The organism is Bacteroides sp. AM16-24 (assembly GCF_003471885.1).
In the GTDB taxonomy this organism is placed as follows: Bacteria; Bacteroidota; Bacteroidia; order Bacteroidales; family Bacteroidaceae; genus Bacteroides.
In genome coordinates this window covers 192,768-215,877 of the sequence record NZ_QRKI01000002.1, presented here as the reverse complement: position 1 = coordinate 215,877, position 23,110 = coordinate 192,768, and the positions used below count along the sequence as shown (strand labels likewise).

General features: G+C 40.0%; 22 protein-coding genes. 8 read left to right on the top strand and 14 right to left on the bottom strand.

Features of this window, described 5'->3' with window-relative positions:
• Positions 1-108: 108 nt before the first annotated feature.
• From DW182_RS03420 to atpD, 9 genes are all read right to left on the bottom strand, one after another.
• On the bottom strand, positions 109-996 hold the full coding sequence (locus DW182_RS03420; RefSeq protein ID WP_115503276.1) for a F0F1 ATP synthase subunit gamma: 888 nt from the start codon (positions 994-996) through the stop codon (positions 109-111).
• 59 nt (positions 997-1,055) lie between these two features.
• The gene (gene atpA, locus DW182_RS03415; RefSeq protein WP_118294694.1) at positions 1,056-2,639 is read right to left on the bottom strand and encodes a F0F1 ATP synthase subunit alpha; all 1,584 of its coding nucleotides are present in this window, start codon (positions 2,637-2,639) and stop codon (positions 1,056-1,058) included.
• Positions 2,640-2,666: 27 nt separating this feature from the next.
• A complete protein-coding gene (locus tag DW182_RS03410; RefSeq protein ID WP_118294693.1) occupies positions 2,667-3,227 on the bottom strand; it encodes a F0F1 ATP synthase subunit delta in 561 nt (186 codons plus the stop codon).
• 77 nt (positions 3,228-3,304) lie between these two features.
• A complete protein-coding gene (atpF, locus tag DW182_RS03405) occupies positions 3,305-3,811 on the bottom strand; it encodes a F0F1 ATP synthase subunit B (RefSeq protein WP_007213987.1) in 507 nt (168 codons plus the stop codon).
• Positions 3,812-3,829: 18 nt separating this feature from the next.
• Positions 3,830-4,087 (bottom strand): ATP synthase F0 subunit C, encoded by a 258-nt coding sequence (atpE, locus tag DW182_RS03400; protein WP_007662871.1) that lies wholly within the window; start codon positions 4,085-4,087, stop codon positions 3,830-3,832.
• Positions 4,088-4,114: 27 nt separating this feature from the next.
• Positions 4,115-5,266: a F0F1 ATP synthase subunit A gene (gene atpB / locus DW182_RS03395; protein WP_007662872.1), complete on the bottom strand. Its 1,152-nt coding sequence runs from the start codon at positions 5,264-5,266 to the stop codon at positions 4,115-4,117.
• Complete coding sequence (locus tag DW182_RS03390; protein ID WP_007662874.1) at positions 5,250-5,675, bottom strand: hypothetical protein; 426 nt, start codon at positions 5,673-5,675, stop codon at positions 5,250-5,252. Before DW182_RS03390 ends, atpB begins: the two co-directional genes overlap by 17 nt.
• Before the next feature lie 50 nt (positions 5,676-5,725).
• Positions 5,726-5,971: an ATP synthase F1 subunit epsilon gene (gene atpC, locus DW182_RS03385; protein ID WP_007662876.1), complete on the bottom strand. Its 246-nt coding sequence runs from the start codon at positions 5,969-5,971 to the stop codon at positions 5,726-5,728.
• 24 nt (positions 5,972-5,995) lie between these two features.
• Entirely contained in the window at positions 5,996-7,516 is a 1,521-nt protein-coding gene (gene atpD, locus DW182_RS03380; protein WP_007662878.1) for a F0F1 ATP synthase subunit beta, read from the bottom strand.
• Positions 7,517-7,895: 379 nt separating this feature from the next.
• On the opposite strand from atpD, the gene DW182_RS03375 reads away from it, so the two are divergent.
• The 4 genes from DW182_RS03375 to rpiA all read left to right on the top strand — a co-directional run bounded on the left by DW182_RS03375 (position 7,896) and on the right by rpiA (position 10,859).
• Complete coding sequence (locus DW182_RS03375) at positions 7,896-8,840, top strand: Dyp-type peroxidase (protein ID WP_118294692.1); 945 nt, start codon at positions 7,896-7,898, stop codon at positions 8,838-8,840.
• Positions 8,841-9,409: 569 nt separating this feature from the next.
• Positions 9,410-9,895, top strand: a complete 486-nt coding sequence (locus tag DW182_RS03370) for a PepSY-like domain-containing protein (RefSeq protein WP_118294691.1) — start codon at positions 9,410-9,412, stop codon at positions 9,893-9,895.
• Positions 9,896-9,976: 81 nt separating this feature from the next.
• A complete protein-coding gene (locus DW182_RS22240) occupies positions 9,977-10,147 on the top strand; it encodes a hypothetical protein (RefSeq protein ID WP_195209460.1) in 171 nt (56 codons plus the stop codon).
• Positions 10,148-10,157: 10 nt separating this feature from the next.
• Positions 10,158-10,859, top strand: a complete 702-nt coding sequence (rpiA, locus tag DW182_RS03365) for a ribose 5-phosphate isomerase A (protein WP_118294690.1) — start codon at positions 10,158-10,160, stop codon at positions 10,857-10,859.
• Between the two features lie 58 nt (positions 10,860-10,917).
• Here rpiA and purT read toward each other — a convergent pair whose 3' ends face one another.
• Positions 10,918-12,084, bottom strand: coding sequence for a formate-dependent phosphoribosylglycinamide formyltransferase (gene purT / locus DW182_RS03360; RefSeq protein ID WP_118294689.1), 1,167 nt, complete (start codon positions 12,082-12,084; stop codon positions 10,918-10,920).
• Between the two features lie 331 nt (positions 12,085-12,415).
• On the opposite strand from purT, the gene DW182_RS03355 reads away from it, so the two are divergent.
• The 3 genes from DW182_RS03355 (at position 12,416) to DW182_RS03345 (ending at position 15,741) form a co-directional block, all read left to right on the top strand.
• Positions 12,416-12,865 carry a cold-shock protein gene (locus tag DW182_RS03355; protein ID WP_007662897.1) on the top strand — a complete coding sequence of 150 codons (450 nt, stop codon included), beginning with the start codon at positions 12,416-12,418 and terminating at the stop codon, positions 12,863-12,865.
• Between the two features lie 22 nt (positions 12,866-12,887).
• Positions 12,888-13,274, top strand: coding sequence for an RNA-binding protein (locus DW182_RS03350; RefSeq protein WP_007662898.1), 387 nt, complete (start codon positions 12,888-12,890; stop codon positions 13,272-13,274).
• A gap of 106 nt (positions 13,275-13,380) precedes the next feature.
• Positions 13,381-15,741, top strand: a complete 2,361-nt coding sequence (locus tag DW182_RS03345) for a TonB-dependent receptor (protein WP_233564072.1) — start codon at positions 13,381-13,383, stop codon at positions 15,739-15,741.
• A 114-nt stretch (positions 15,742-15,855) separates the two neighbouring features.
• Here DW182_RS03345 and DW182_RS03340 read toward each other — a convergent pair whose 3' ends face one another.
• The gene (locus tag DW182_RS03340) at positions 15,856-17,373 is read right to left on the bottom strand and encodes a DUF4301 family protein (protein ID WP_118294688.1); all 1,518 of its coding nucleotides are present in this window, start codon (positions 17,371-17,373) and stop codon (positions 15,856-15,858) included.
• Between the two features lie 236 nt (positions 17,374-17,609).
• On the opposite strand from DW182_RS03340, the gene DW182_RS03335 reads away from it, so the two are divergent.
• Positions 17,610-18,782, top strand: a complete 1,173-nt coding sequence (locus DW182_RS03335; protein WP_118294687.1) for a phage integrase SAM-like domain-containing protein — start codon at positions 17,610-17,612, stop codon at positions 18,780-18,782.
• A 349-nt stretch (positions 18,783-19,131) separates the two neighbouring features.
• Here the strand turns inward: DW182_RS03335 and DW182_RS03330 are convergent, their stop codons facing one another.
• From DW182_RS03330 to DW182_RS03320, 3 genes are all read right to left on the bottom strand, one after another.
• The gene (locus tag DW182_RS03330) at positions 19,132-20,760 is read right to left on the bottom strand and encodes a tetratricopeptide repeat protein (RefSeq protein WP_147400105.1); all 1,629 of its coding nucleotides are present in this window, start codon (positions 20,758-20,760) and stop codon (positions 19,132-19,134) included.
• 474 nt (positions 20,761-21,234) lie between these two features.
• Complete coding sequence (locus DW182_RS03325; protein WP_118294685.1) at positions 21,235-22,377, bottom strand: HAMP domain-containing sensor histidine kinase; 1,143 nt, start codon at positions 22,375-22,377, stop codon at positions 21,235-21,237.
• Positions 22,374-23,033 (bottom strand): hypothetical protein, encoded by a 660-nt coding sequence (locus DW182_RS03320; RefSeq protein ID WP_147400104.1) that lies wholly within the window; start codon positions 23,031-23,033, stop codon positions 22,374-22,376. The genes DW182_RS03325 and DW182_RS03320 overlap by 4 nt, the downstream gene beginning before the upstream one ends.
• Positions 23,034-23,110: the final 77 nt, after the last annotated feature.

The window sequence follows — 23,110 nt, the reverse complement described above, 5'->3', positions numbered from 1 at the left end:
CCATCGGCACATCTTTTTACATGAAAATGAAAAAAGCTACAAGTTACGAGCTACAAGTGGCTGCGCTATATTCCGAAAGGCACTCGTAGCTCGTAACTCGTAGCTTTCTTACTTGAGACTTCCCGCAATTATATCCAATAACTCGTTTGTAATCGCTTGCTGTCTGCTCTTATTATATTGCTTCGTCAAATCTTGTATCAGTTCATTCGCATTATCTGTTGCAGTCTGCATAGCAAGTGTACGGGCAGCATGTTCAGAGGCATTGGAATCTTGAAGTACAGTAAAAAGCTTCTGACTCAACACCTTTGGCAACAAATCCGCAATCAGTTGGCCGACAGATGGCTCCACAATATAATCATTCTGAAAACCGCGTTTTCCCGATCCTTCTATTGCAGCTGTTGCTTCCACTTTACTTAAGTCAATAGGAAGATATTCCTCACGCGTCAGTATCTGCGATCCCATTGATTTGAAGTGATGATAAATCAGCTCCACACGGTCAATTTGTTTTTCTACAAACTCTTGCATCAACAATCCAGCAAGTTCATATGCTTGTACATAGGATGGTTTCTCCGCCATTCCCTGATAACTTCCTTGCGATGCATAGCCTAATTTCTTAGTAGCTTGTTCCACCTTCTTCCCTATAGGATATATCAGGATGTTTTCCTTGCCAAGTGATTTATATTCTGCCAGTGTTTCTCCAAGCATCTTTACTACATTTGCATTGAATGCACCACATAGCGAACTGTTAGACGAAAAAACCACTACCGCTACCCGTGTCACAGGTCGCACTTCGGTATAAGGCGACTCGAACGTGGCATCTGTAGACAAGAAGTTTGTCAGGATTTCATTCAGTTTCTGTTGATAAGGCAGCATATTCTCAATCCGCGATTGTGCTTTGTGCAACTTTGCGGATGCCACCATCTTCATCGCCGATGTAATCTGACGCGTACTCTTGACGGAGTTTATTCTGTTTTTTACTTCTTTTAAAGAACCCACTTCTATTTACGATTTATTGATTTACGATTGAAATTACCTCATTAGGTCCGATTCACTGATTACAAATATTGTTTCGACATGAGATCCGCAGTTTCCTCTATCTTCTTACAAACATCATCGTCAATGACTCCACTCTTCAATACATCGAGTACATCCGCGCGATGATTCATTTCAAGTGCTTCCAAAAAATTACGTTCAAAATCAGTCACCTTATCTAACGGAACATTACGTAACAGTCCATGAGTACCACAATAAAGAATGGCAATCTGCTTCTCTACCGGCATCGGACTATATTGCGGTTGAACCAACAAACGGGTATTCTTTTGTCCCTTATCAATGGTCAGTGCTGTAACAGGATCCATATCGCCACTGAACTTTGTAAATGCTTCTAGTTCACGATATTGCGCCTGGTCTATCTTTAATGTACCGGCCACTTTCTTCATCGCCTTAATCTGAGCATTACCACCCACACGACTCACGGAAATACCTACGTTAATAGCCGGACGGTTACCTTGGTTAAACAAATCAGTATCAAGGAATATCTGTCCGTCGGTGATAGAAATCACATTCGTCGGAATATAGGCAGATACGTCTCCTGCCTGCGTTTCGATGATAGGCAATGCAGTCAGTGATCCGCCACCTTTCACTTTACCTTTCAGGCTTTCCGGCAAATCATTCATTTCACGTGCCACTTCTTCCTGATTAATAATACGCGCAGCACGCTCCAGCAAACGGGAGTGCAGATAGAAGATATCACCCGGATACGCTTCACGTCCTGATGGACGGCGTAATATCAGTGATACTTCACGATAAGCTACGGCCTGCTTAGAAAGATCATCGTAAACTACCAATGCATGACGACCGGTATCACGGAAATATTCACCAATGGCAGCACCTGCAAACGGAGCATAATATTGCAACGCGGCTGGATCACCTGCCGTAGCAGCAACAACAATCGTATAATCCATTGCACCATATTCACGCAATGTGTTTACAATGGTAGCGACCGTAGAAGCTTTCTGACCAATAGCTACATAGATACAATACACAGGGTTTCCTGCTTCATAATTGGCGCGTTGATTGATGATCGTATCGATAGCAATAGCTGTCTTTCCCGTCTGACGGTCACCGATGATCAACTCACGTTGTCCGCGACCGATAGGTATCATAGCATCCACGGCCTTCAATCCGGTTTGCAACGGCTGATTTACAGGCTGGCGAAAGATAACACCCGGTGCTTTACGTTCCAAAGGCATCTCACACAGTTCTCCACCAATAAGACCTTTGCCGTCCAGTGGTGCCCCCAACGGATCGATAACACGTCCCAGCATACCCTCTCCCGCCATAATGGAAGCGATTCGCTTGGTACGCTTTACGACGTAGCCTTCTTTGATTTTATCTGTAGGGCCCAGCAAAACAGCGCCTACGTTGTCCTCTTCCAAGTTCATCACAATCGCCTTGATACCGTTATCAAACTCCAACAGTTCGTTTGCTTCGGCATTGCGCAGTCCATAGATACGTGCCACACCGTCACTGACTTGCAGCACCGTACCGATTTCATCCAACTGCACACGGGTATCGATTCCCTCTAACTGATGACGGAGAATATCGGAGACTTCGCTTACTTTTATATTTTCAGACATGATTCTTTAGTGATTAATGATTAGTGCTTATACAATTCTTCTGTTCCTATCAATGAACTGTTGTTTCACTCTCTTAAGTTGCGTGGCAATGCTGGCATCCAGGCGGAAATCGTTAATATCAAATATGAAACCTCCTTCAATAGAAGGATCAACTTCGGTTTGCAACTCCATCTGTGCATGTAGCAGAGTAGAAGCACTATTCCGAATGCGTTCCCAGACATCCCGGCTCACAGGTACGGCGGTAATCAGTTTTCCTACACCAATATGCTTCAACTTCCTGTATAGGTCAAGATAAGTCAGGCAGATGTACTGCAAATAGTACTCCCGCCGATTTCTCAGCACAAGGGTGATAAAACGGGAAAATTCCCGGCTCACTTCTCCATTGCCTACGGCAGCGGTGCAAATCAGAGCAAACTTCTCATTGATTTTCAAAATGGGATTATCCAACGCCTCACGTAAATCAGGATGCTTACGAAAGCTCCGTTCCAGCATACGCAATTCATGATATACGCGGTCTTCCGCCCCCGTATCTTTCGCATATTCTATCAACGCTTTGGCATATCGCATCGAAACAATTCCTATATCCATTTCCTTTAATTATTAGTGATCAGCGATTCATAATCAGCATTACGCTAATCACTCATCGCCAATCGCTTTATCGCTACTTAATTGCTTCTTGAGGCTGCCAGCACTTCGTCCAGCATCCGGTCTATCATCTCCATTTGTTCGTGCTCTTCATCCAAATTCTTACGGATTACTTTCTCCGCAATATCTACAGAAAGCACGGCAACCTGGCGACGAATATCACGTATTGCCTCTTCTTTTTCTTGCTGTATCTGCTTCTTCACATCGTCCAGCTCTTTCTGCGCGGCGACTTCCGCCTGCTTGCGTGCTTCGACGATAATCTTGTCACGCTCGTGCATCGCCTCCCGCAGAATGCGTCCTTGCTCCTTATTGGCAGCAGCAACCAATGCTTCACTCTCAGCTTTCAGCCTTTGAAGTTGCGCATTAGCTTCTTTTGCCACTTCCAGCGATTGGTCAATGTAGGTTCTACGACCTTCTACCATTTTGGTAATGACAGGAAAGCCATACTTCGCCAACACCACGAACACCACGCCGAATGACAAAAGCATCCAGAACAGCAGACCACTATCGGGTAATAACAATGACATAATTTATCTACATTTTAGTTATAAGAAGAACACTAACAGACACACAACTACCGCCAACAGGGCAACGCCTTCAATCAATGCAGCGGCAATAATCATGTTCATACGAATGTCTCCTGATGCTTCCGGCTGGCGGGCAATAGCCTCCATAGCTGAACCACCAATTTTACCAATACCTAAACCTGCGCCAATAACGGCAAGTCCGGCGCCAAGTGCTGCACCTAATTTACTAATTCCGGCTGCAGCTGCAGTAGCTTGCAATAATACAGATAGTAACATAATTCTTAATTTTTAAATGGTTTATTATTAATTGTTGTTTTCTTTCACTTTAACTTCTTTATGTTCTTCCTGAGCCAATCCGATAAATACGGCAGACAACATAGTGAATACATATGCCTGGATAAATGCTACCAGCAACTCCAACGCATTCATAAAGATGTTGAACAGCACAGAGGCTACGGTCAGCGTACCATTTAATGCAGGACCCATGCTGGCAGAAATAAAGATGAGGCACGTCAATACCAGCATTGCCATGTGCCCGGCCAACATATTGGCAAAAAGACGGATCATCAAAGCAAATGGCTTGGTAAAGATACCGAAGAATTCAATAAAAGGCATCATCGGCACAGGTACTTTCAACCACCAGGGCACATCCGGCCAGAAGATATCTTTCCAATAAGTTTTCGTTCCAAACAGGTTGACGGCAACAAATGTAAAGAGTGCCAGCACCATCGTAATAGCGATATTACCCGTCACATTGGCTCCACCCGGAAAGATGGGAATCAGCCCCATGATATTATTTATAAAAATGAAGAAGAACGCTGTCAGCAGGTAAGGCGCAAACTTTCGATATTTCGGCCCTACACAACTCTTGATGATATCGTCGTTCACCATCATAATAAACATCTCCATAAAGCCGATGAAGCCACCCGGAGCCGCACTGCCTTGCGGATGTTTTCGATACCACTGAGCAACAGCTAAAATAATAATCAGCAGCAATACACTGTTAATCAGCAATGACAACGTCACTTTGGTGATCGAAATATCCCAAGGACGTATTTCATTTCCAGCTGCGTCATATTCCACTACTTTACCTTCGTATTTACTACCTGCCGGAGCTATAGAGAATCCCTCGTAAGAACCTTCATTCTCTTCCAAACGAGAAGAGAGAAAAGCATGCCAGCCAGTCTGCGAACTATATACGATAATAGGCAACGGAATAGTAACATGCGTCTTTCCCCATGTAGTGATATGCCATTCGTAAGCATCGCCAATATGTCCGAAGACGATTTCTTTCACATCTACCGTATTTTCTTTCTGTTCGGCAGAAGTGACATCATCCCGTTTGGCTATGCTGTCAAGCTCCGCTTCAACACCCTGTGCCGCAACGGGCAGAGTGGTGAACAGCATTCCCAGCATCAGGAGTATTCCAGTCAATAGATTACGCATTTGTTTCATTTTTCTTTTCTTTTTTCTGTTTCTTTCCTACTTCATAAGTAAAGAAGAACCACGTCTCATATATCAAATAGACTATGTAATAAAGGATGAATGTCAACAGAAATAACTTGGCTTCTTCACGTACTGCAAAGCAATACACCACCAAGAGTATCACGGAGAGCAACATTTTCATCACTTTCATCGCCATGTAAAGCAGCAACATCTTCTGCGGGGCATGTTTACGACACGCGTCGAACATAGATATTTCAAAAAAACCGAACAAGAAGAAATACACCGGAATAAAAGGGTATCCTCCGAAATAGTGTCCAGGTAATAGATAATGTAAAATCCCTGCGCCCACCCATCCTGCTATTAACGTTAACAGGGTGATCTGGTATAAGAAATTGCGTTTTGTCAAGCTGATACTCATAGTACTAAATTAAAAATTAGAAATAAAAGATAATTCCGGAAAAGGAAACATTAGTCAACACAGGCGGAAACCACTCCACCGCTTAACTCAACGAACCCACCTTCGATATCAAGAGTCTGTTCTTCGCCCCCTTCCGGTACATATATCACCTTTCCTTCACGAAGTGAGGACACGATGGGTGCATGTTGCGGAAGAATGGTAAACGTTCCTATCGTTCCAGGCAGCGTTACACTTTCAATCTCTCCATTATATATTTCCTTTTCAGGAGACACTATGTTCAAATACAACTTCTTCATAGCCTCTTTCCCTTCTTCTAATTTTTAACCATTTACTTGTTCCAATAACTTCTTGCCTTTCTCTATTGCTTCTTCAATCGTACCAACATTCAGGAAAGCAGGTTCGGGCAGATAGTCCACCTCACCATCCAGAATCATCTTAAAGCCTTTGATGGTATCTTCTATTGGCACCATCGTTCCCGGTACACCGGTAAACTGTTCGGCAACTGCAAACGGTTGCGACAAGAAACGTTGTACACGGCGTGCACGATTCACTAATGTACGGTCGGCATCCGAAAGCTCTTCCATACCAAGAATAGAAATAATATCCTGTAGTTCCTTGTTACGCTGCAAGATTTGTTTCACCCGTTGTGCCACTTCATAATGCTCTTCTCCTACAACATGCGGGTCAAGGATACGTGAAGTGGATTCCAAAGGATCCACAGCAGGGTAAATACCCAACTCAGTAATCTTACGACTCAATACCGTCGTGGCATCCAAGTGTGTAAAGGTAGTAGCAGGCGCCGGGTCGGTCAAGTCATCAGCAGGTACATATACAGCCTGCACGGAAGTGATAGAACCATTGCGGGTAGAAGTGATGCGTTCTTGCATCGCACCCATTTCAGTAGCCAACGTTGGTTGGTAACCTACAGCCGAAGGCATACGTCCCAGCAAAGCAGATACTTCGGAACCAGCTTGTGTAAAACGGAAAATATTATCTATAAAGAACAATATATCACGCGAGCCACCGGTTTCAGCACCCTGGTCGCGGAAAGACTCAGCTACTGTCAGTCCGGATAATGCCACAGATTGACGTGCACCGGGAGGTTCGTTCATCTGACCGAATATTAAAGAAACCTGTGATTTCTCCACTTCATTGTAATCCACTTTAGACAAGTCCCAGTTTCCTTCTTCCATACTTTTCTTGAACTCCTCACCATAACGGATCACACCGGATTCAATCATTTCACGCAAGAGGTCGTTACCTTCACGGGTACGCTCTCCTACTCCTGCAAACACAGAAAAACCATGCTGCTTCTTGGCAATATTATTGATGAGTTCCTGGATCAGTACTGTTTTGCCTACACCAGCTCCACCGAACAAACCGATCTTGCCACCCTTGCTATAAGGCTCCAGCAAGTCGATAACCTTGATACCTGTATAGAGCACCTCTTGTACGGTAGTCAAATCTTCAAACTTAGGAGGATCACGGTGTATGGGATAAGCACCGGCACGGTCTAGCTCTTTCATACCGTCGATGGAATCACCCACTACATTCATTAACCGACCTTTAATCTGGTCGCCCACCGGCATAGTAATAGGACCGCCTGTGGGATGCACTTTCATACCCCTCTGCAAGCCGTCTGTACTATCCATGGCTACGGTTCTCACCGTGTTCTCGCCGATGTGTTGCTGCACTTCTACGATTAATGTTTTTCCATTTGATCTTTTTATCTCCAGTGCGTCATGGATACTTGGAAGCATCAATTCGGCATCCGTACCCTCAAAATAGACGTCTACTACCGGTCCGATGACCTGAGAGATATGTCCGATAATTTGTGACATAAGCAATCTTTTTATATAATTTCTCTTTTTCTAAACTCTTCAAGTCGCGTTCTTGTCATTCCGCTGCTATGAGCTTAACACCTATTGAATAGTTTTTGTTCAAAGCTTCAAATCTTAATTCTAACGGGATAGTTACATAAGCAACTTTGCAAATGTAAACACAAAAACTTTCAGATTGTACTCTATGAAAACGTTTTTTCTATAAATTATACCCTTTTGAACTATTATTACTACAATCAGAACAAAAAAGCGACATCCATTTAACGTTGCTTAAACATTCACCAACAGATACAAAGAAGGAATTCTGTTGTTTTTGTATGAACAAAACAACATTTAGCAAGTTATATTTTGAAGTATAAATTTAATGAAAGGAAAAAGCATGAATTCACATCAAAATCCATTCGCAGGAAACACCCCACAGGATGTAACTGAAAGACAAGGCGAAAATGCCATTTTCATTGTTTACAAATTAAATCAATCTCCTGATTCAGTTGAGAAAGTAAAAGATGTATGTGCCAATTTCTCGGCATTAATACGTAGTATGCGTAACCGTTTCCCCGATGCACAGTTCAGTAGCACGATAAGCTTTGGTGCAGACGTATGGGATCGTATTTTCCCAGGCAAAGGTAGGCCCAAAGAACTGGAAGTTTTTAAGGAAATCAAGGGAAGTAAACAAACAGCAGTATCTACCCCTGGTGATATATTGTTTCATATCCGCGCTAAGCAAATGGGGTTATGTTACGAGTTTGCCTCTATTATTGATGAAAAGCTGAAAGGCGCTGTTGAAGCTATTGATGAAACTCATGGTTTTAGATATATGGATGGCAAAGCAATCATTGGGTTCGTAGATGGAACAGAATCTCCGGCTGTAGACGAAAATCCTTATCACTTTGCCGTAGTTGGTGAAGAAGATCCTGATTTTGCCGGTGGAAGTTATGTATTTGTGCAGAAATATATTCATGACATGGATGCCTGGAATGCCCTTTCGGTAGAAGAACAGGAAAAAGTGATAGGCCGACGTAAATTCAATGATGTGGAGTTATCGGATGAAGAAAAACCGGCGAATGCACACAATGCCGTTGCTAATATCGGTGATGATCTGAAAATCGTACGTGCAAATATGCCCTTTGCAAATACGGCAAAAAGAGAATATGGCACCTATTTTATAGGCTATGCAAGTACATTCAGTACTACACGTCAGATGCTGGAAAGTATGTTTATTGGAAATCCGGTAGGTAACACCGACCGTTTGTTAGATTTCAGTACTGCAATTACAGGAACTCTGTTCTTTGCACCATCCTATGATTTTCTTGGAGAAGAGTAGTAACAAGAAGACATAAAAAAAGGCTATCTATCCCAGACAGCCAATCTTTTGTTAACCTTAAATCTAATACTATGAAAAACACATTGCAAAGGTACGGCTTTTCTTGATTTCTCCAAATTTCAGAGTCATTTCACTGCGTTTTACAACAAGGTTTAATAGTTACACCCACCTTGTTAACAGTTTGCCAAGAAAAAGACGGAAATAACACTATATTTTAAACAGGAATTAAGAATATACCGGAGGGATTAGAAATGACTCAGCCTCCTGTCAGAGACGTACCAAAAAGGGATCAAGCCCCTACTTGCTCCGTACCATTCCCGTATAAAGGTACCTTCAACCGAATTTGGTACGGAGTTGGTACGGATCAAGTATGCTCCAAGTCCGGCTTTGTCCCTTTCCGGGTACAAGGAAGAAACCGGTAATCCCGCCAACGGGTTACTTAAAAAAAATAGTACATTAAACGATACTTGATATCGCAGACTCAACGAATTGTTTCATTGGATCAAAAAAACCGCAAACAAAAGCCTCCTCAGGTTGTTTCTAATGACAAGCAAAAATAGACCTTGATTATGAAAAAGTTTAAAATCAATTTATTGGGAAGCATATTGTTGCTGATATCTGTCTCTGTGCATGCCGACAATACACCCGAAAAGGTGCAGGAAGTATTCAGAAAGATGTACCCTAAAGTAGCGAACGTAGAATGGGAACATAAAAATGATTACCATATTGCCGGATTCGTATCGGATAACCACGAAATGAACGTTTGGTTCGGCAACAATGCCCAGTGGATAATGACAGAGACAAATGTCGGAAGCCTGGAGGACGTCCCTGCTCCCATAGCTAAAGCATTCATGCAGACAGAGACACCTCCCATACGAATCAGATATATAAAGATAATTACCTTCCCCAAAATGCCTACTGTAGTAATCATCGATATAGAAGAGTATAACTCCGACAAAGAAATTCAGCTTTTCTATGCTCCTGACGGTAAACTACTACAGAGTCTTGATGTATCCGGTGGTGATGGAGAAATCTATCCCGAGCTATTCGGATAACACATAGTTTTTACAAAAAATGAAAACAAATACGCAGAATAATGTGTTATTTACTTATATAACTATATAAAAGAATGACTTATGAGCAGACGTTCACAGCTGGAGCATGAAGTATCATTAGCTCAAAAACGTATCAAAGAAGCTCCCAAAGATACGCCGGCAAACATCAGAAAAATTTGGGAACAAGAGTTAGTTGACCTTGAAGTAGAGTTGAACAATCTGACTGACGACGAGGAAGACAATAACGATTAACGCTCCAATTATGAAATGGGATAATCAACTGATAAATCATTTGCAATGGTCGAATGCAATTATCAATCGTGAAGGAAAAGAAATCGTAGCGCAAGAAATTGCTGCAATGGCGAAAGAAGGTGATGTGATTGGGGCTGGTTCCGGCTCTACTGTCTACCTTACATTATTTGCATTGGCGGAACGTATTCGCAAAGAATCTCTGCACATAGAGGTTATCCCTGCCTCTGCTGAAATTTCCATGAGCTGCATACAACTGGGTATACCACAAACTACTCTTTGGAATAAACGTCCGGATTGGGCTTTTGATGGTGCTGATGAAGTAGATCCGGAACGGAGTCTGATAAAAGGACGTGGTGGAGCCATGTTTAAAGAAAAACTTCTGATAAAAAGTAGTGGCAAGAGTTTCATTATTATTGACGACACAAAACTGGTTGATCATTTGGGGAGCCGCTTCCCAATACCTGTAGAAGTATTTCCAAGCGCATTGACTTTTGTAGAGAGTGAGATGCAGCGATTAGGAGCTTCTGAAATAACACTGCGTCTTGCCGGTGGAAAAGATGGACCTGTTCTGACTGAAAATGGTAATTTTATTCTTGATACCCGCTTCAGTTATATTGACCCTTCTTTGGAAGAAAATTTAAAAGCGATTACCGGAGTAATTGAAAGCGGACTTTTTATCGGATATGATGTTGAAATAGTAGTTGCGAAATAGGACAACAGTTGTCGCAAAGAATGTGACAACTGTTATCTTATTATATAAAAAGTAAATCTTAATATACCTCTACTTTTTCAGCAATACGTTTTGCTTTGTCCCGTAATGCATCCAAATCTGAATTCAGCGGGGCATAACACAACACTACTCCCATACGACGGTTAACACGTGTTGTCGGCTTACCAAAAATACGAATATAGGTATCCTCTTCCTTTGTTACCTCCTCAACACCTCTATAATTCGGACGTTCCTGGCTGGCAATTGTTGAGAGAACAACAGCACTGGCTCCTATCCTTTCCTGTTTGATATTTGGAATGGGCAGGCCGAGTACTGCACGCAAATGAAGTTCAAACTCATTCAGGTTTTGTGTACCGGCTAAAGTCACCATGCCCGTATCATGTGGACGCGGAGAAAGTTCCGAGAAATACACTCCATTTTCATGACTCAAGAAAAATTCAACTCCCCAAAGACCGGCACCCGTCAGAGCGCGTGTTACTTTTTCAGCCATTTCCTGTGCTTCTTTCAAGTGAGCAGGATCAATGTGAGCCGGCTGGAAACTTTCGCGATAGTCTCCTCCTTTCTGTACATGACCGATAGGAGGACAAAATAATGTAGGGCCATTCTTCTGCGTTACAGTAAGCAGAGTTATTTCGCTATCAAACTTTATAAATTCTTCAATAATAAGTTCCTTTATATCACCACGACTACCGTTGCAACCATATTCCCAGGCATGTTCCAGTTCATCCGCACTCTTCACAAGAGACTGTCCTTTTCCTGAAGAAGACATCAATGGTTTCACCACACAAGGAAAACCAATTTTCTCAGAAGCAGCTTTCAACTCATCGAAAGATTTGGCATAAAAATATTTAGCAGTTTTCAAGCCCAATTCCTGGGCAGCAAGATCACGGATAGCCTTGCGATTCATAGTAAAATTCACAGCACGCGCACTGGGTACTACCTGAATACCTTCTTTTTCAAAATCATAAAGACGCTCTGTGCGGATGGCCTCAATTTCCGGTACAATAATATCCGGCTGATGTTTGCGTACTACACGTTCCAAAGCATCGCCGTCAAGCATACTGAACACCTCACACTCATCAGCCACTTGCATGGCAGGCGCTCCGGCATAGGAGTCGCAGGCAATGATATATTGGCCTTTGCGTTGGGCAGAAATAACGAATTCCTTACCCAGTTCACCGGAACCTAACAATAAAATTTTCTTCATTTTTGCTATGTGTTTATATTAAGAAGCACAAATGTACATAAAAAAATAAGTAGCTACAGCTTTAAATAATTGAAAAAACAAATGGATAGCTCATTTTTATCTGTATCTTTGTACCATAAACAATAGGGTTTATTCTGAAATCTTCTTTGTGCATGTTTGCCTTTGCGGGATTCCGCAAATTATTCCATTCCAAATTTGACCTCACAATCAGCTCCTTTGTTCATTATACGATTCAATTGTTGTATGCTAGTCCTGAATGATTGCATGCTACCATTAGTCAGAAAAACTAAGTGCAGTGTTTTTAAACTGCATAATATATAATAATTTTAGAATGGCAGTAAAAAGAGTAACATCAAGTAAAAGAGACAGAGAAAAAGCGAAACAGAGTAAGCGAGAAGAAAAACAGAAAAGAAAAGAAGAACGCTTGAGCAGTGGTAGCCGTAGCTTCGAAGAGATGCTGGCATACGTAGACGAAAACGGTATTCTTCATTCTACACCTGAAGGTGTAAAGCCTAAAGAGGAAATAGATGCTTCTGAAATAGAAATATCAATTCCTAAAAAAGGCGAAGCAGAAGAAATTCTGCCTTTAAACGGACGCATTGAACATTTTAATGTATCCAGAGGTTATGGTTTTATAAAAGATTTAGGAAGTGGTGAAAAATATTTTTTCCATATTACTTCTGCTCCTGAAGGTATAACAGAAGGAGACAACGTTACATTTGAAATTGAACGCGGTACGCGAGGTATGAACGCCGTGCGGATCTCAATCATTAATAAATAACAATTTTAACTTACAAAAAGAAATGAACATTTATGTTGCAAACTTAAGCTGGAACACAAACAGTGACAGCTTACAGGAATTATTTTCACAGTATGGCGAAGTAACTTCAGCCTACATTATTAACGACAGAGAGACGGGACGTTCACGCGGTTTCGGCTTCGTAGAAATGCCGAATGATGAAGAAGGTCAGAAGGCTATTGACACTCTTAACGAAACAGAATTTGAAGGTAAGAATATCGCAGTAAGCGTAGCTCGCCCCAGAACAGAAAGACCTGCAGGCGGCAACCGTGGTGGTGGTTACGGCGGCGGTAATCGTGGTGGCGGTTACGGCGGTGGCAACCGTGGCGGTGGTTATGGCGGCGGCAATCGTGGTGGTGGCTATGGCGGCGACCGCGGTGGAAGATATTAATCTTACAGCTAAACAACAAATGAGAACTGTTCGGAATAATTTCCGGACAGTTTTTTTATGCCCCTGTTCCATCTATTATATATCAATAATATCTATATTTGCATATATGGTAACAAACAAACATATTATACTGACACTTTCACTGCTACTGTGCAATGTGTGCATCTACGCTGCTACGGTCAACTACTCCGTGCGCGGAAAAGTCATTGATAAACAATCTCGACAACCGTTGGCATATGCCAACGTAGTGGTTGCTGGTATCCCAGGAAAAGGAGCGTCCACAGATTCACTGGGTATATTCCATATAGAACAAGTACCACCTGGGATTTATCGTTTCGAAGCAACGCTGATAGGATATAAAAGTGCTGTTACTTCCGAGTATTTGGTTTCTGCCTCTACACCTTTCATTGAGATTGAGATGGAAGAAGATGAAAATATGCTGGCTGCAATTGTGGTAACCCCCTCCCCTTTTAGGAAAACCGTGGAGAGTCCGGTAAGTATGCGTATTATCGGGCTACAAGAGATAGAAAAAAGTCCGGGAGGGAACCGGGATATTTCGCGAATTGTGCGGGCATATCCAGGTGTATCGTTCTCACCTATCGGATACAGAAACGATTTGATTGTACGGGGTGGATCACCCTCTGAAAACCGTTTCTATATGGATGGAATAGAGATCCCGAATATCAATCACTTTGCTACACAGGGAGCATCAGGTGGTCCGGTTAGCATCGTTAATGCAGATTTGATACGGGAAATCAGTTTCTATACCGGAGCATTTCCTGCGGATCGCTCCGGAGCAATGAGTTCTGTATTAGATTTCCGTTTGAGAGATGGTAATCCGGATAAACAGACTTATAAAGCGACCTTGGGAGCTTCCGAAGTATCCTTCAGTGGTAACGGGCACCTGAGCGATAAAACGACGTACCTGTTCTCTATCCGACAATCGTATCTTCAATTATTATTCAAGGCATTGGGGCTACCTTTCCTGCCTAATTTCATTGACGGGCAATTCAAACTAAAGACAAAATTATCAGCCCATGATGAACTGACTATACTGGGTCTGGCAGGAATTGATAAAATGAAACTGAATACGGACGAGAAAGGAGAAGATGCGGAATATATATTAAGTTATCTCCCTACCATTCATCAGGAAACATTCACCGTAGGAGCATCTTATCGCCATTATGCAGGAAAACACGTACAGACACTCACGCTAAGCCATAATTATCTGAATAATCGTAATGTGAAATATCTGAATAACGATGATTCTTCCGAAGATAATCTAACCCTCCGTCTGCGATCTGTAGAGCAAAAGACTACCCTTCGTTTTGAAAATCGAACAAGACTGGGACAATGGACTTTGAAAGAAGGTGTCGAAGTGAATTATTCTAATTACACCAACCGTACCAAACAACGGATACTCAGTTCCAGTTCTATCTACCACACGGATTTGAACATATTCAGCTGGGGCGGTTTCTTCTCCACAGACTATATCAGCACGAATAAACGGTTCTCCGCATCAGCAGGTATCCGGACAGATGGCAATAATTACAATCAGGAAATGAAAGAGTTATGGAAGCAACTTTCTCCCCGTTTTTCATTATCCTATGATCTTACCAAGCAATGGGCATTAAGTGGAAGTGCAGGTTTGTATTATCAACTCCCTCCATATACAGCTTTAGGATTTAAAGACAATGACGGCATCTATATAAATAAGAACCTTAAATACATGCAGGTTATAGAAACCAGTCTTGGGCTTGACTGGCATTTGGAAGACAGGTTGATGATCTCGGCGGAAGGATTCTTCAAACGATATGGGCGCATGCCCCTTTCCGTACGGGATAATATCCCATTGGCATGTAAAGGAGATGATTATGGTACTGTAGGTAACGAAGTACTGATTCCTACAGAGCGCGGACGAGCTTATGGCATAGAAACCATGTTGCGTTGGCAAGTACCGGGACAATTTAATTTTGTATCTTCACTCACATTATTCCGTAGTGAATTCCGTAATATCCCCTCTGCGTGGGATAATCGTTTTATCCTCAACGTCAGTGGCACCTACAATCTGCCTCGCCGTTGGAGCATTGGAGGCAAACTCAGTTATATCGGTGGTGCCCCTTATACTCCTTATGACGAAGATAAGTCTTCATTGGTTGAAGCATGGAATGCGCAAGGACGTCCCTATTATGATTATTCAAAGTATAATACGGAACGACTTCCTAACTTTGCCCAATTCGATGTTCGTATAGATAAGTCTTTCTATTTCCATCGTTGCATGGTAGGCTTTTACATTGATATACAGAATATAACAGGAAGCAAACTGAAACAGCAGGATGTGATTATGAGTACAGGAGTTATTGAAAATCCTTCTGCTCCCATTGGAGAACAAAGATATAAAATGAAGTATTTAAAACAGGAAAGTGGAACAGTTTTACCGTCAATCGGACTTACGGTGGAGTTCTAATAAAAAAACACTTATAGCTGCGTTGCCCCTCACTTATATAAGCGCAAGCTTACGCTTATATAAGTGAGGGGCAACGCAGCTATAAGCGTCGACCTACGCAGCCGCAAGTATCATTTATTGATGTTGTTCTCTCAACAAATCATTCACCGTCTTCACCGGATTGAATGTACTTAGAGGCACCTCTACAAATACCGTATTCCAGTCACTCATTGCACCGTTCCATAAACCGGGAAGTTCCAGTGCCTTAAGATCCTTACCATTCTTCGATTTGTAAGAAATAAAACCGGTAGCTTTATCTACGAAGTTTACAAGGTCAAACTTATGGCCTTTATAATCACGTACGGCACAAACCAGATCTACAGGATTAAAGTGCGTTCCTTTCTCAAACATTTCTTTCTTCTCCGGATCATCCATATCAATTTGGGAGCTTTCAAGAATTTGCAAAGAAATAGTTCCGTCACTGTTATATGCCAGGAACGGACCACCACCCGGTTCGCCTACATTCTTCACCATACCGCATACACGCATCGGGCGGTTCAGCTTCTCTTTCAGATAAAGTACAAGTTCGGCATCTTCCAGATTCTTGGTTTCAGGGTTCTTACAGAAGAGTTTCTTTTGCAGGAATTGCAGGATTTCAATCACCTGTTCGTGAGTATATCTGCCACTGTCCAAAAGTTCCAGATAAGCAAATGCCTTTTGTTGCAAAGCAACCAATACTCCGGCAATCAACTTTTTGTAGAGCACAGTATCACCTTTCAGCTTATCGGGTACCACATTATCGATGTTCTTAATAAAGATCACATCTGCATCCAGGTCATTCAGATTTTCGATCAATGCACCATGGCCACCCGGACGGAACAGCAACTTATCATTATCACGGAAAGGTTGGTTATCCATATCAGCGGCAATCGTATCCGTACTCGGCTTCTGCTCAGAGAAAGTTACATTATAATCTACTCCGTATTTCTTTGCATAAACAGCCGCTTTATCTGCCACCAATGCTTCAAACAAACGGCGGTGTTCGGGAGAAACAGTAAAATGCACATTTACTTTACCATTCTTATTGGCTGCATAGAGCGCACCCTCTACAAGATGTTCTTCCAGCGGTGTACGATTACCGTCTTCATATCTGTGGAATTTCAACAGACCTTTCGGCAATGCACCGTAATTCAATCCTGCAGCTTCAAGCAGTGCAGCAACTACGGCTTTATAGTTTCCCTCAGACACCAACGCAGGAATATCTTTTCCAGACATCTTCTCACAGGCAGCATTCAAATCATCATAGAAAGCAAATTTTTCAATCTGTTCAAAGAATGTCTTTTCAAATTTAGTTTCGGGGGCATCATAATCAGCTCCGAGAAATTCGAACAAATTCTTGAACATACGGCTCGCTGCACCTGATGCAGGAACAAACTTCACTACAACCTTATCTGTCCGGGTATAAGCGTCCCATGCATCGAGATAGAGCTTTTGCTCATCTGCTGCAGGAGCCAGAATTCCTTTTTCCAGAGAAGCGGCAGCAGCCAGCTTCAAATATGGAAAACCTTTCTCGAAACAAGCCAGTTGTTCGGCTATCTGTTCTTCTGAGATACCTTTTTGCATAAGCAACTCTTTGTCTTGCGGTGTTATCATATTATCTATTTTTATTAATTGATTGCCAAAAATACAAAAAAACTGCAAGCCCTATCAAGAAAAAGAAGAAAAAAACTACCTTCTTTTTGAAGAATATATTTTATTTTTCATTAAGCACTGAACTTCAAGAGGTTTCATTAGTATATAACTCTAATTAAACGTCACATTTGACGCTATTTTATTGTCGAAAAATTGTCAATTTCACTAATTACATTTCCTTTTTATTGTCGAAAACTATGGCCAATTTATCACTTGTTATCGTGCCTGCAAAGGCATTAAAAGATGGGAGTCACAAAATAAGAGTTGCAGTTTCTCATAATGGAGAAACTAGGTATATAATTACTGATCTTCGTATAAATTCTGCGAAAGAGTTTAAAAACGGACAGGTTATCAAAAGGAATGATGCAAGCTTCATGAACACTAAACTGCGTTCTATTCTCGCAGAATACCAGAAGATAATATATCAGATTGAAACAATAAACTGCTTGACCTGTTCTGAATTGGTGTTTCATATTCAGCATGTACATGATAAAGACAATAGAACTGTACATTCTGTGTTTGAAGAATATATAAATCTATCGCAAATAAAGGGATCGTCAGCCAATTCCTATAGAACATCCTACAATACTTTAGCTAAGTTTATGAACACAAAGTTACTCATTCAAAACGTTAACCACTCCACAGTCCTTGCATACAATAAGTATTTGTTGCAACAGCATTATTCTCCAGGAACCATACGTAATAAAATGGCATTATTAATGATATTATTAAGTTATGCAAAAAAATGCCAGTATGCAGAATACAAAATAAACCCATTCACAGGAATCCAACTGCCTAAAGTTCCTGTACGAGACGCATGGCTTTCAGTTGATGATATCAAAAACATACGAGATGCAGTTATAACAAAGAAGAATATATTGAGGTGCCGAGATATATTTATGTTATCATATTATTTAGGGGGAATTAATATCATAGATTTGGTGAACATTGATTTTAGAGAACCTATCGTATCTTACGTTAGACGTAAGACAGAAGGGTATTATAAAGTTAATGAAAAAGTAATATTCAATATGCCTAATGAAGCTGTCGAAATTGCACAAAAGTATATGGGCAATAACGGTCGAATACAATTCATTAAAAACCAATATTACAAAAACATAAATGCATTTTTTACAAGGAATATGCCCAAACTTGCAAAAAAAATAAACCTTAATAAAAAATTGATATACTATTCTGCAAGAAAATCATTTTCACAACATGCTTTTGAACTTGGCGTTCAAAATAGTATTATTGATTATATATTAGGGCATAAATTAGATACACAAGGCTCGTGTCTATTTAACTATATCTCGGTTACACCAGAAATGGCGACACAAGCTATAAGAAAAGTGCTTGATAATCTAAAATAACTTACTACCTTTGTGACATCAAGGACTCGGCCATAATTCGAGTTTTTGGTTTGACTTTGAGTGAGGGGGTGGTTCCCCTCACTTTTTTTGTGCCTGGACTAAACTTTTTCAAAGATCATTAGTAACTACATCAGAATACCAAAACGGGATTGTTGAAATGTGCTGATGAACTTGGTATTCTGGAAGGCAGTCTTTGGGCTGCCTTCTTTCATAAAAAACAAATATAGACAACTAATCACTAAACGTCTTCATATAAATATTATGTCAACAAGCATAAACCCCAATATTCTAAAATCAAGAGATGATATTTTTAGATTAAAATTCTTTCTTGCAGTATGCAAATTGTGAATCAATGGCGTTTGCATTCTGTGCAGCGGTAATGGTAATGATCCGTTGTTTTACCACAAATGGAACAATTAGTTCCACCGGAATTATGATACGGTGCCATGCTTGAACCAGCAGCATAAGTATATGATTCCGGTCTATATCCCTTACCACCACATTTGGGACACGTTCCTGAGCTTGAAGATGACGACGAAAAGCTACTTGACGATGAAGAGTTGTCGACTACTTCACTTTTGGCTGCCTGATAAGCTTCTGCTTCACCAGGAGCCCATAACTTACTCATTGTTTGGTTACCTGCACCTTGGCAATACTTACACCTCCCGCTTCCTAGACATCCAACGCACTGCCGGTAGCTTTTGAAATACGAATTATATACTTTACCTTGCCCATTACAGATGGTGCATATCTTTTTTCCGTAACAGCCCACACACGTTGACACCGAGTATACAAAACAATATCCGTCCTCGTACCATGTATAGTGCGCTTGTCCGTAAGTACAAGGAGCCGTAAGTTCATTTTTGATGATACGCCCGTTAAAATCCTGCTGCCCTTTACGTTGCTCACCACTGTATTGAAACGACTGTAGCATTGCGGCATTGGCTGTGTTGCTTGATAAAGATTGGGGCAATGCAGACATTACATTTTGTCCACCGGCAATTGAACTCGCAACATCAAGGGCACGTCCAATTACTGAAAGCCAGTTCCGTTTGCGCTTTTGAGTGCTTGCTTTCGTTTCTGCGTACGTTGCCGAAGGTATTGTACTGTTCGTAAACGATTCATTACCGACAGAAGTTGTCGTCATGCGTTTGTGTGTACGACAAGCTATCCTAAAATCTTCTGCCCGCGTTTTTAATAAATCAACTGCAAAAATTGCCACATCATTGATACTGTCTTCATTTTGCGTTGATATACGAGGAACAGGCAAGTATGTAGGTTCAGCCAGACGTTCCCAGTCTGCTTTTGAATAACCAGCCTTTACAAGCTCCTTATAATCCAAATATGCTTCTACAGGCCATCCTTTCTTGGCTGCTCCTATACAAAAACGCGCATACCATGCCAAAGCAAACACAGTATCTTTTTCCACACCTTTCTCATAAGTATAACAAAAAGCAACATTTGTTGCTGCACTTGGGTTTCCCGCTTCAAGTGAGCAAAGTGACCAATATAAGTTTTTCAGTCCGTCTTGATATTTGTCTCCATAAGAACCGGCATAATATTCCGCCAGATTATCCATCGCTTTTGCATCACCTCGATCAGCATAGATTTTGAAATCTTTAAATGCCTTTTCATGCCACATTTCTGCAGCAGTTTTCGCATCTGCGTCTTCCAGTTTCCCTGCTCCATACATACGGGCTATCTCCCATGCTCCCCATGGATAACCGTAATCGGAAATTTTTTTGTAACATTCCAATGCTTTATTATAATCAATAACCCCTTTATATGTAGCATCATACCGTTTTCCATAATTATAACAATCCCCCAAAGCCTTTATAGCCACAACATTTCCTTTGGCAGCTTCGGCTTCTATCACATCCAAAGAATAATTAATGTTTTTATTCTCATACATTTGTTGTGCTTTTGCTGACAACATTATCACGCTGAGTAATAAAGTAATAAATACATTTTTCATCATGAATATCTTTAAAGAAACACATATAAACTGTTATTTGAGTGCAAAGATAATAAAAGAAATAACACAAATTTATTTTGTGCCCTTTTTATTTCAATTATGAAAATGAACTATATTTTTACATTTTCAGAAAGATAAGTCTTTTTGATTCCAAGGATATAGAGAATCCTCGGTATGCTCGAATATCGAGGTAGGTTATCATAAGAAACAGCACTAAATTATAATGATGATGAAAGGGTAGAAATAAGGGACGGCTTATTCTGCCGCCCCTTCTACAAATTCTTTTAACCGATACAACCTGTCAATTGCAGGATTATAGAAAGCATCCGGATAATGCTGCCTGATGTCGTTTATATTAGCGCGGACATAAATACTGATGCCTTCATCATAATTGTATGTAATAATGTTTTTGTTGCAAAGGCAAGCTATAATAGGAACAAGTCAAAAAACAGATAACTTATTCAACAACTTCTCAAATTAGATATCATCCATCTCATCCTCATTTTTAATCATTCCATCAAACTTCATCTCAACAAAAAAAGGTGAATAACGATATCCATCATAATACCGATTATCATTTCCTACCCTGATCTTTAATTGAATTTCATTTACCGAACAAATCTGATTTAACAAATATAACCCTATCCCTCTTCCTTCTTCAATATTTCGGCTTATAATATTCCTACTCCTATAATTACGATCAGTAAGTTTCTTTATTTCATCATCGCCAGGGCGAATCCCCCAATTCTTAAAAGTTAAACTCAATCTATCTTCATACTCTTTAAATGTAATCGTAATTGTCTCATCTTTCAAAGAATACTTTATTGCATTTTCAAGCACAATAAAAAAAGCTATTTCTATAGTATTATTAGCATTAAATAGATTGTAAGACTTTCCATCAAGATAAATGCTAATATTTTTACGTTTAGCCTCAGCATTTAAACATTTATAAACTTTCTCTATTTTCTTATATATTGCAATATCTCTTTTACCTAATGATAAATTCAATGCAGGATTTACCTCTAAATCATAAGTATCCAATCTAATAGACATCAAATTTGCAATAGAATATATATCCAAATTTAAAGTTTCAATATATTCTGTTTTATTTCTCAATTGTGAAATTGATTGATTTAATTTTGTAACAACTCCTTTAAGTTGAGTATTTAACTTACGCAATTCATGTATGGTATTATCCAACAACTCTTTTTCTAATTTCAATTGAGAACTATCCTTAGTATACTTGGCAGCTATATCAAAGGTTGGCTGATTCTCATAAATAAAATCCTCAAAGTTCACTTTAAGATTATTATATTCACTAATAGTCATTCTTAATGTCTGATCAATTTTTGGATTTAATTTACGTATTACTTTTCTATCTGTTTTTTTTTCAATATTTAAACATGTAAATATAATATTTACTCCCCCCAACTTCGTACATTCTACAGCAAATCCGTATGGACAAATATGAAAACCACTATTCTCCTTCAACAAATGATAAAATTCCTTACATTTAGGATTATCTTTTTTATCTACACAAAACTGAGGGATATTAAAAATACATCCATTAGATATAATACTATCAGCAAGCATTTTATATGGAAATGGAGATAAAATCATAATACATTTAGAATAATTCCGGCTACTAATGATTGGACAATAGCACGAATGTCAGGATTTATACTATTATTCTTTTTTACTGAAGGGAAATTATGAAAATCACCATTTTTATTCAGTATAATATCGACATACTCATCCTCCAAATCAGCCAATGATATTAAATCTACTTCTTCTTTTAATAATATATCCCTTATTTTTAGCCAAACTTCCTTAGGATCTGATATCTTCCGAATGAGACCATCTATTTCAACACACCAATCGTCTATCTCTATATCCTTTTTAATAATACTTACTCCTTCTAAATAGTTATTTATGGAAATATCGTAAGTTGATCCTGTATAAGTAGCATAAGCTTTTAAAGGGTATTTCTTTTTCAATTCACGAATCAAAAAAGCTCCCCCCATAGGTGATTTAAAATCCCTACCAACCCCTTTTATGTCACAAATAATAATAGGGTATGAATCAAGCATCTGAAGGTCTAAAGCATCATCATATTTCGTTATATCAAATCCACTCTTTCTTAATTCTTCTAAAAAAACAAATTCTTCATCATCAATTATTGCTATTTTAAACCTCCCTCTTGACGCAGATCTGATTTTTCTACTTGGAGTATTAAGATCTTTAATTGTATATCTTTTATGTTGAAACCATTTCATATATAATATAAATTTAGATTTCGGCAAAAATAATGATATTTTCCATCATCATCAAATTTATATATCAAAGATTAATA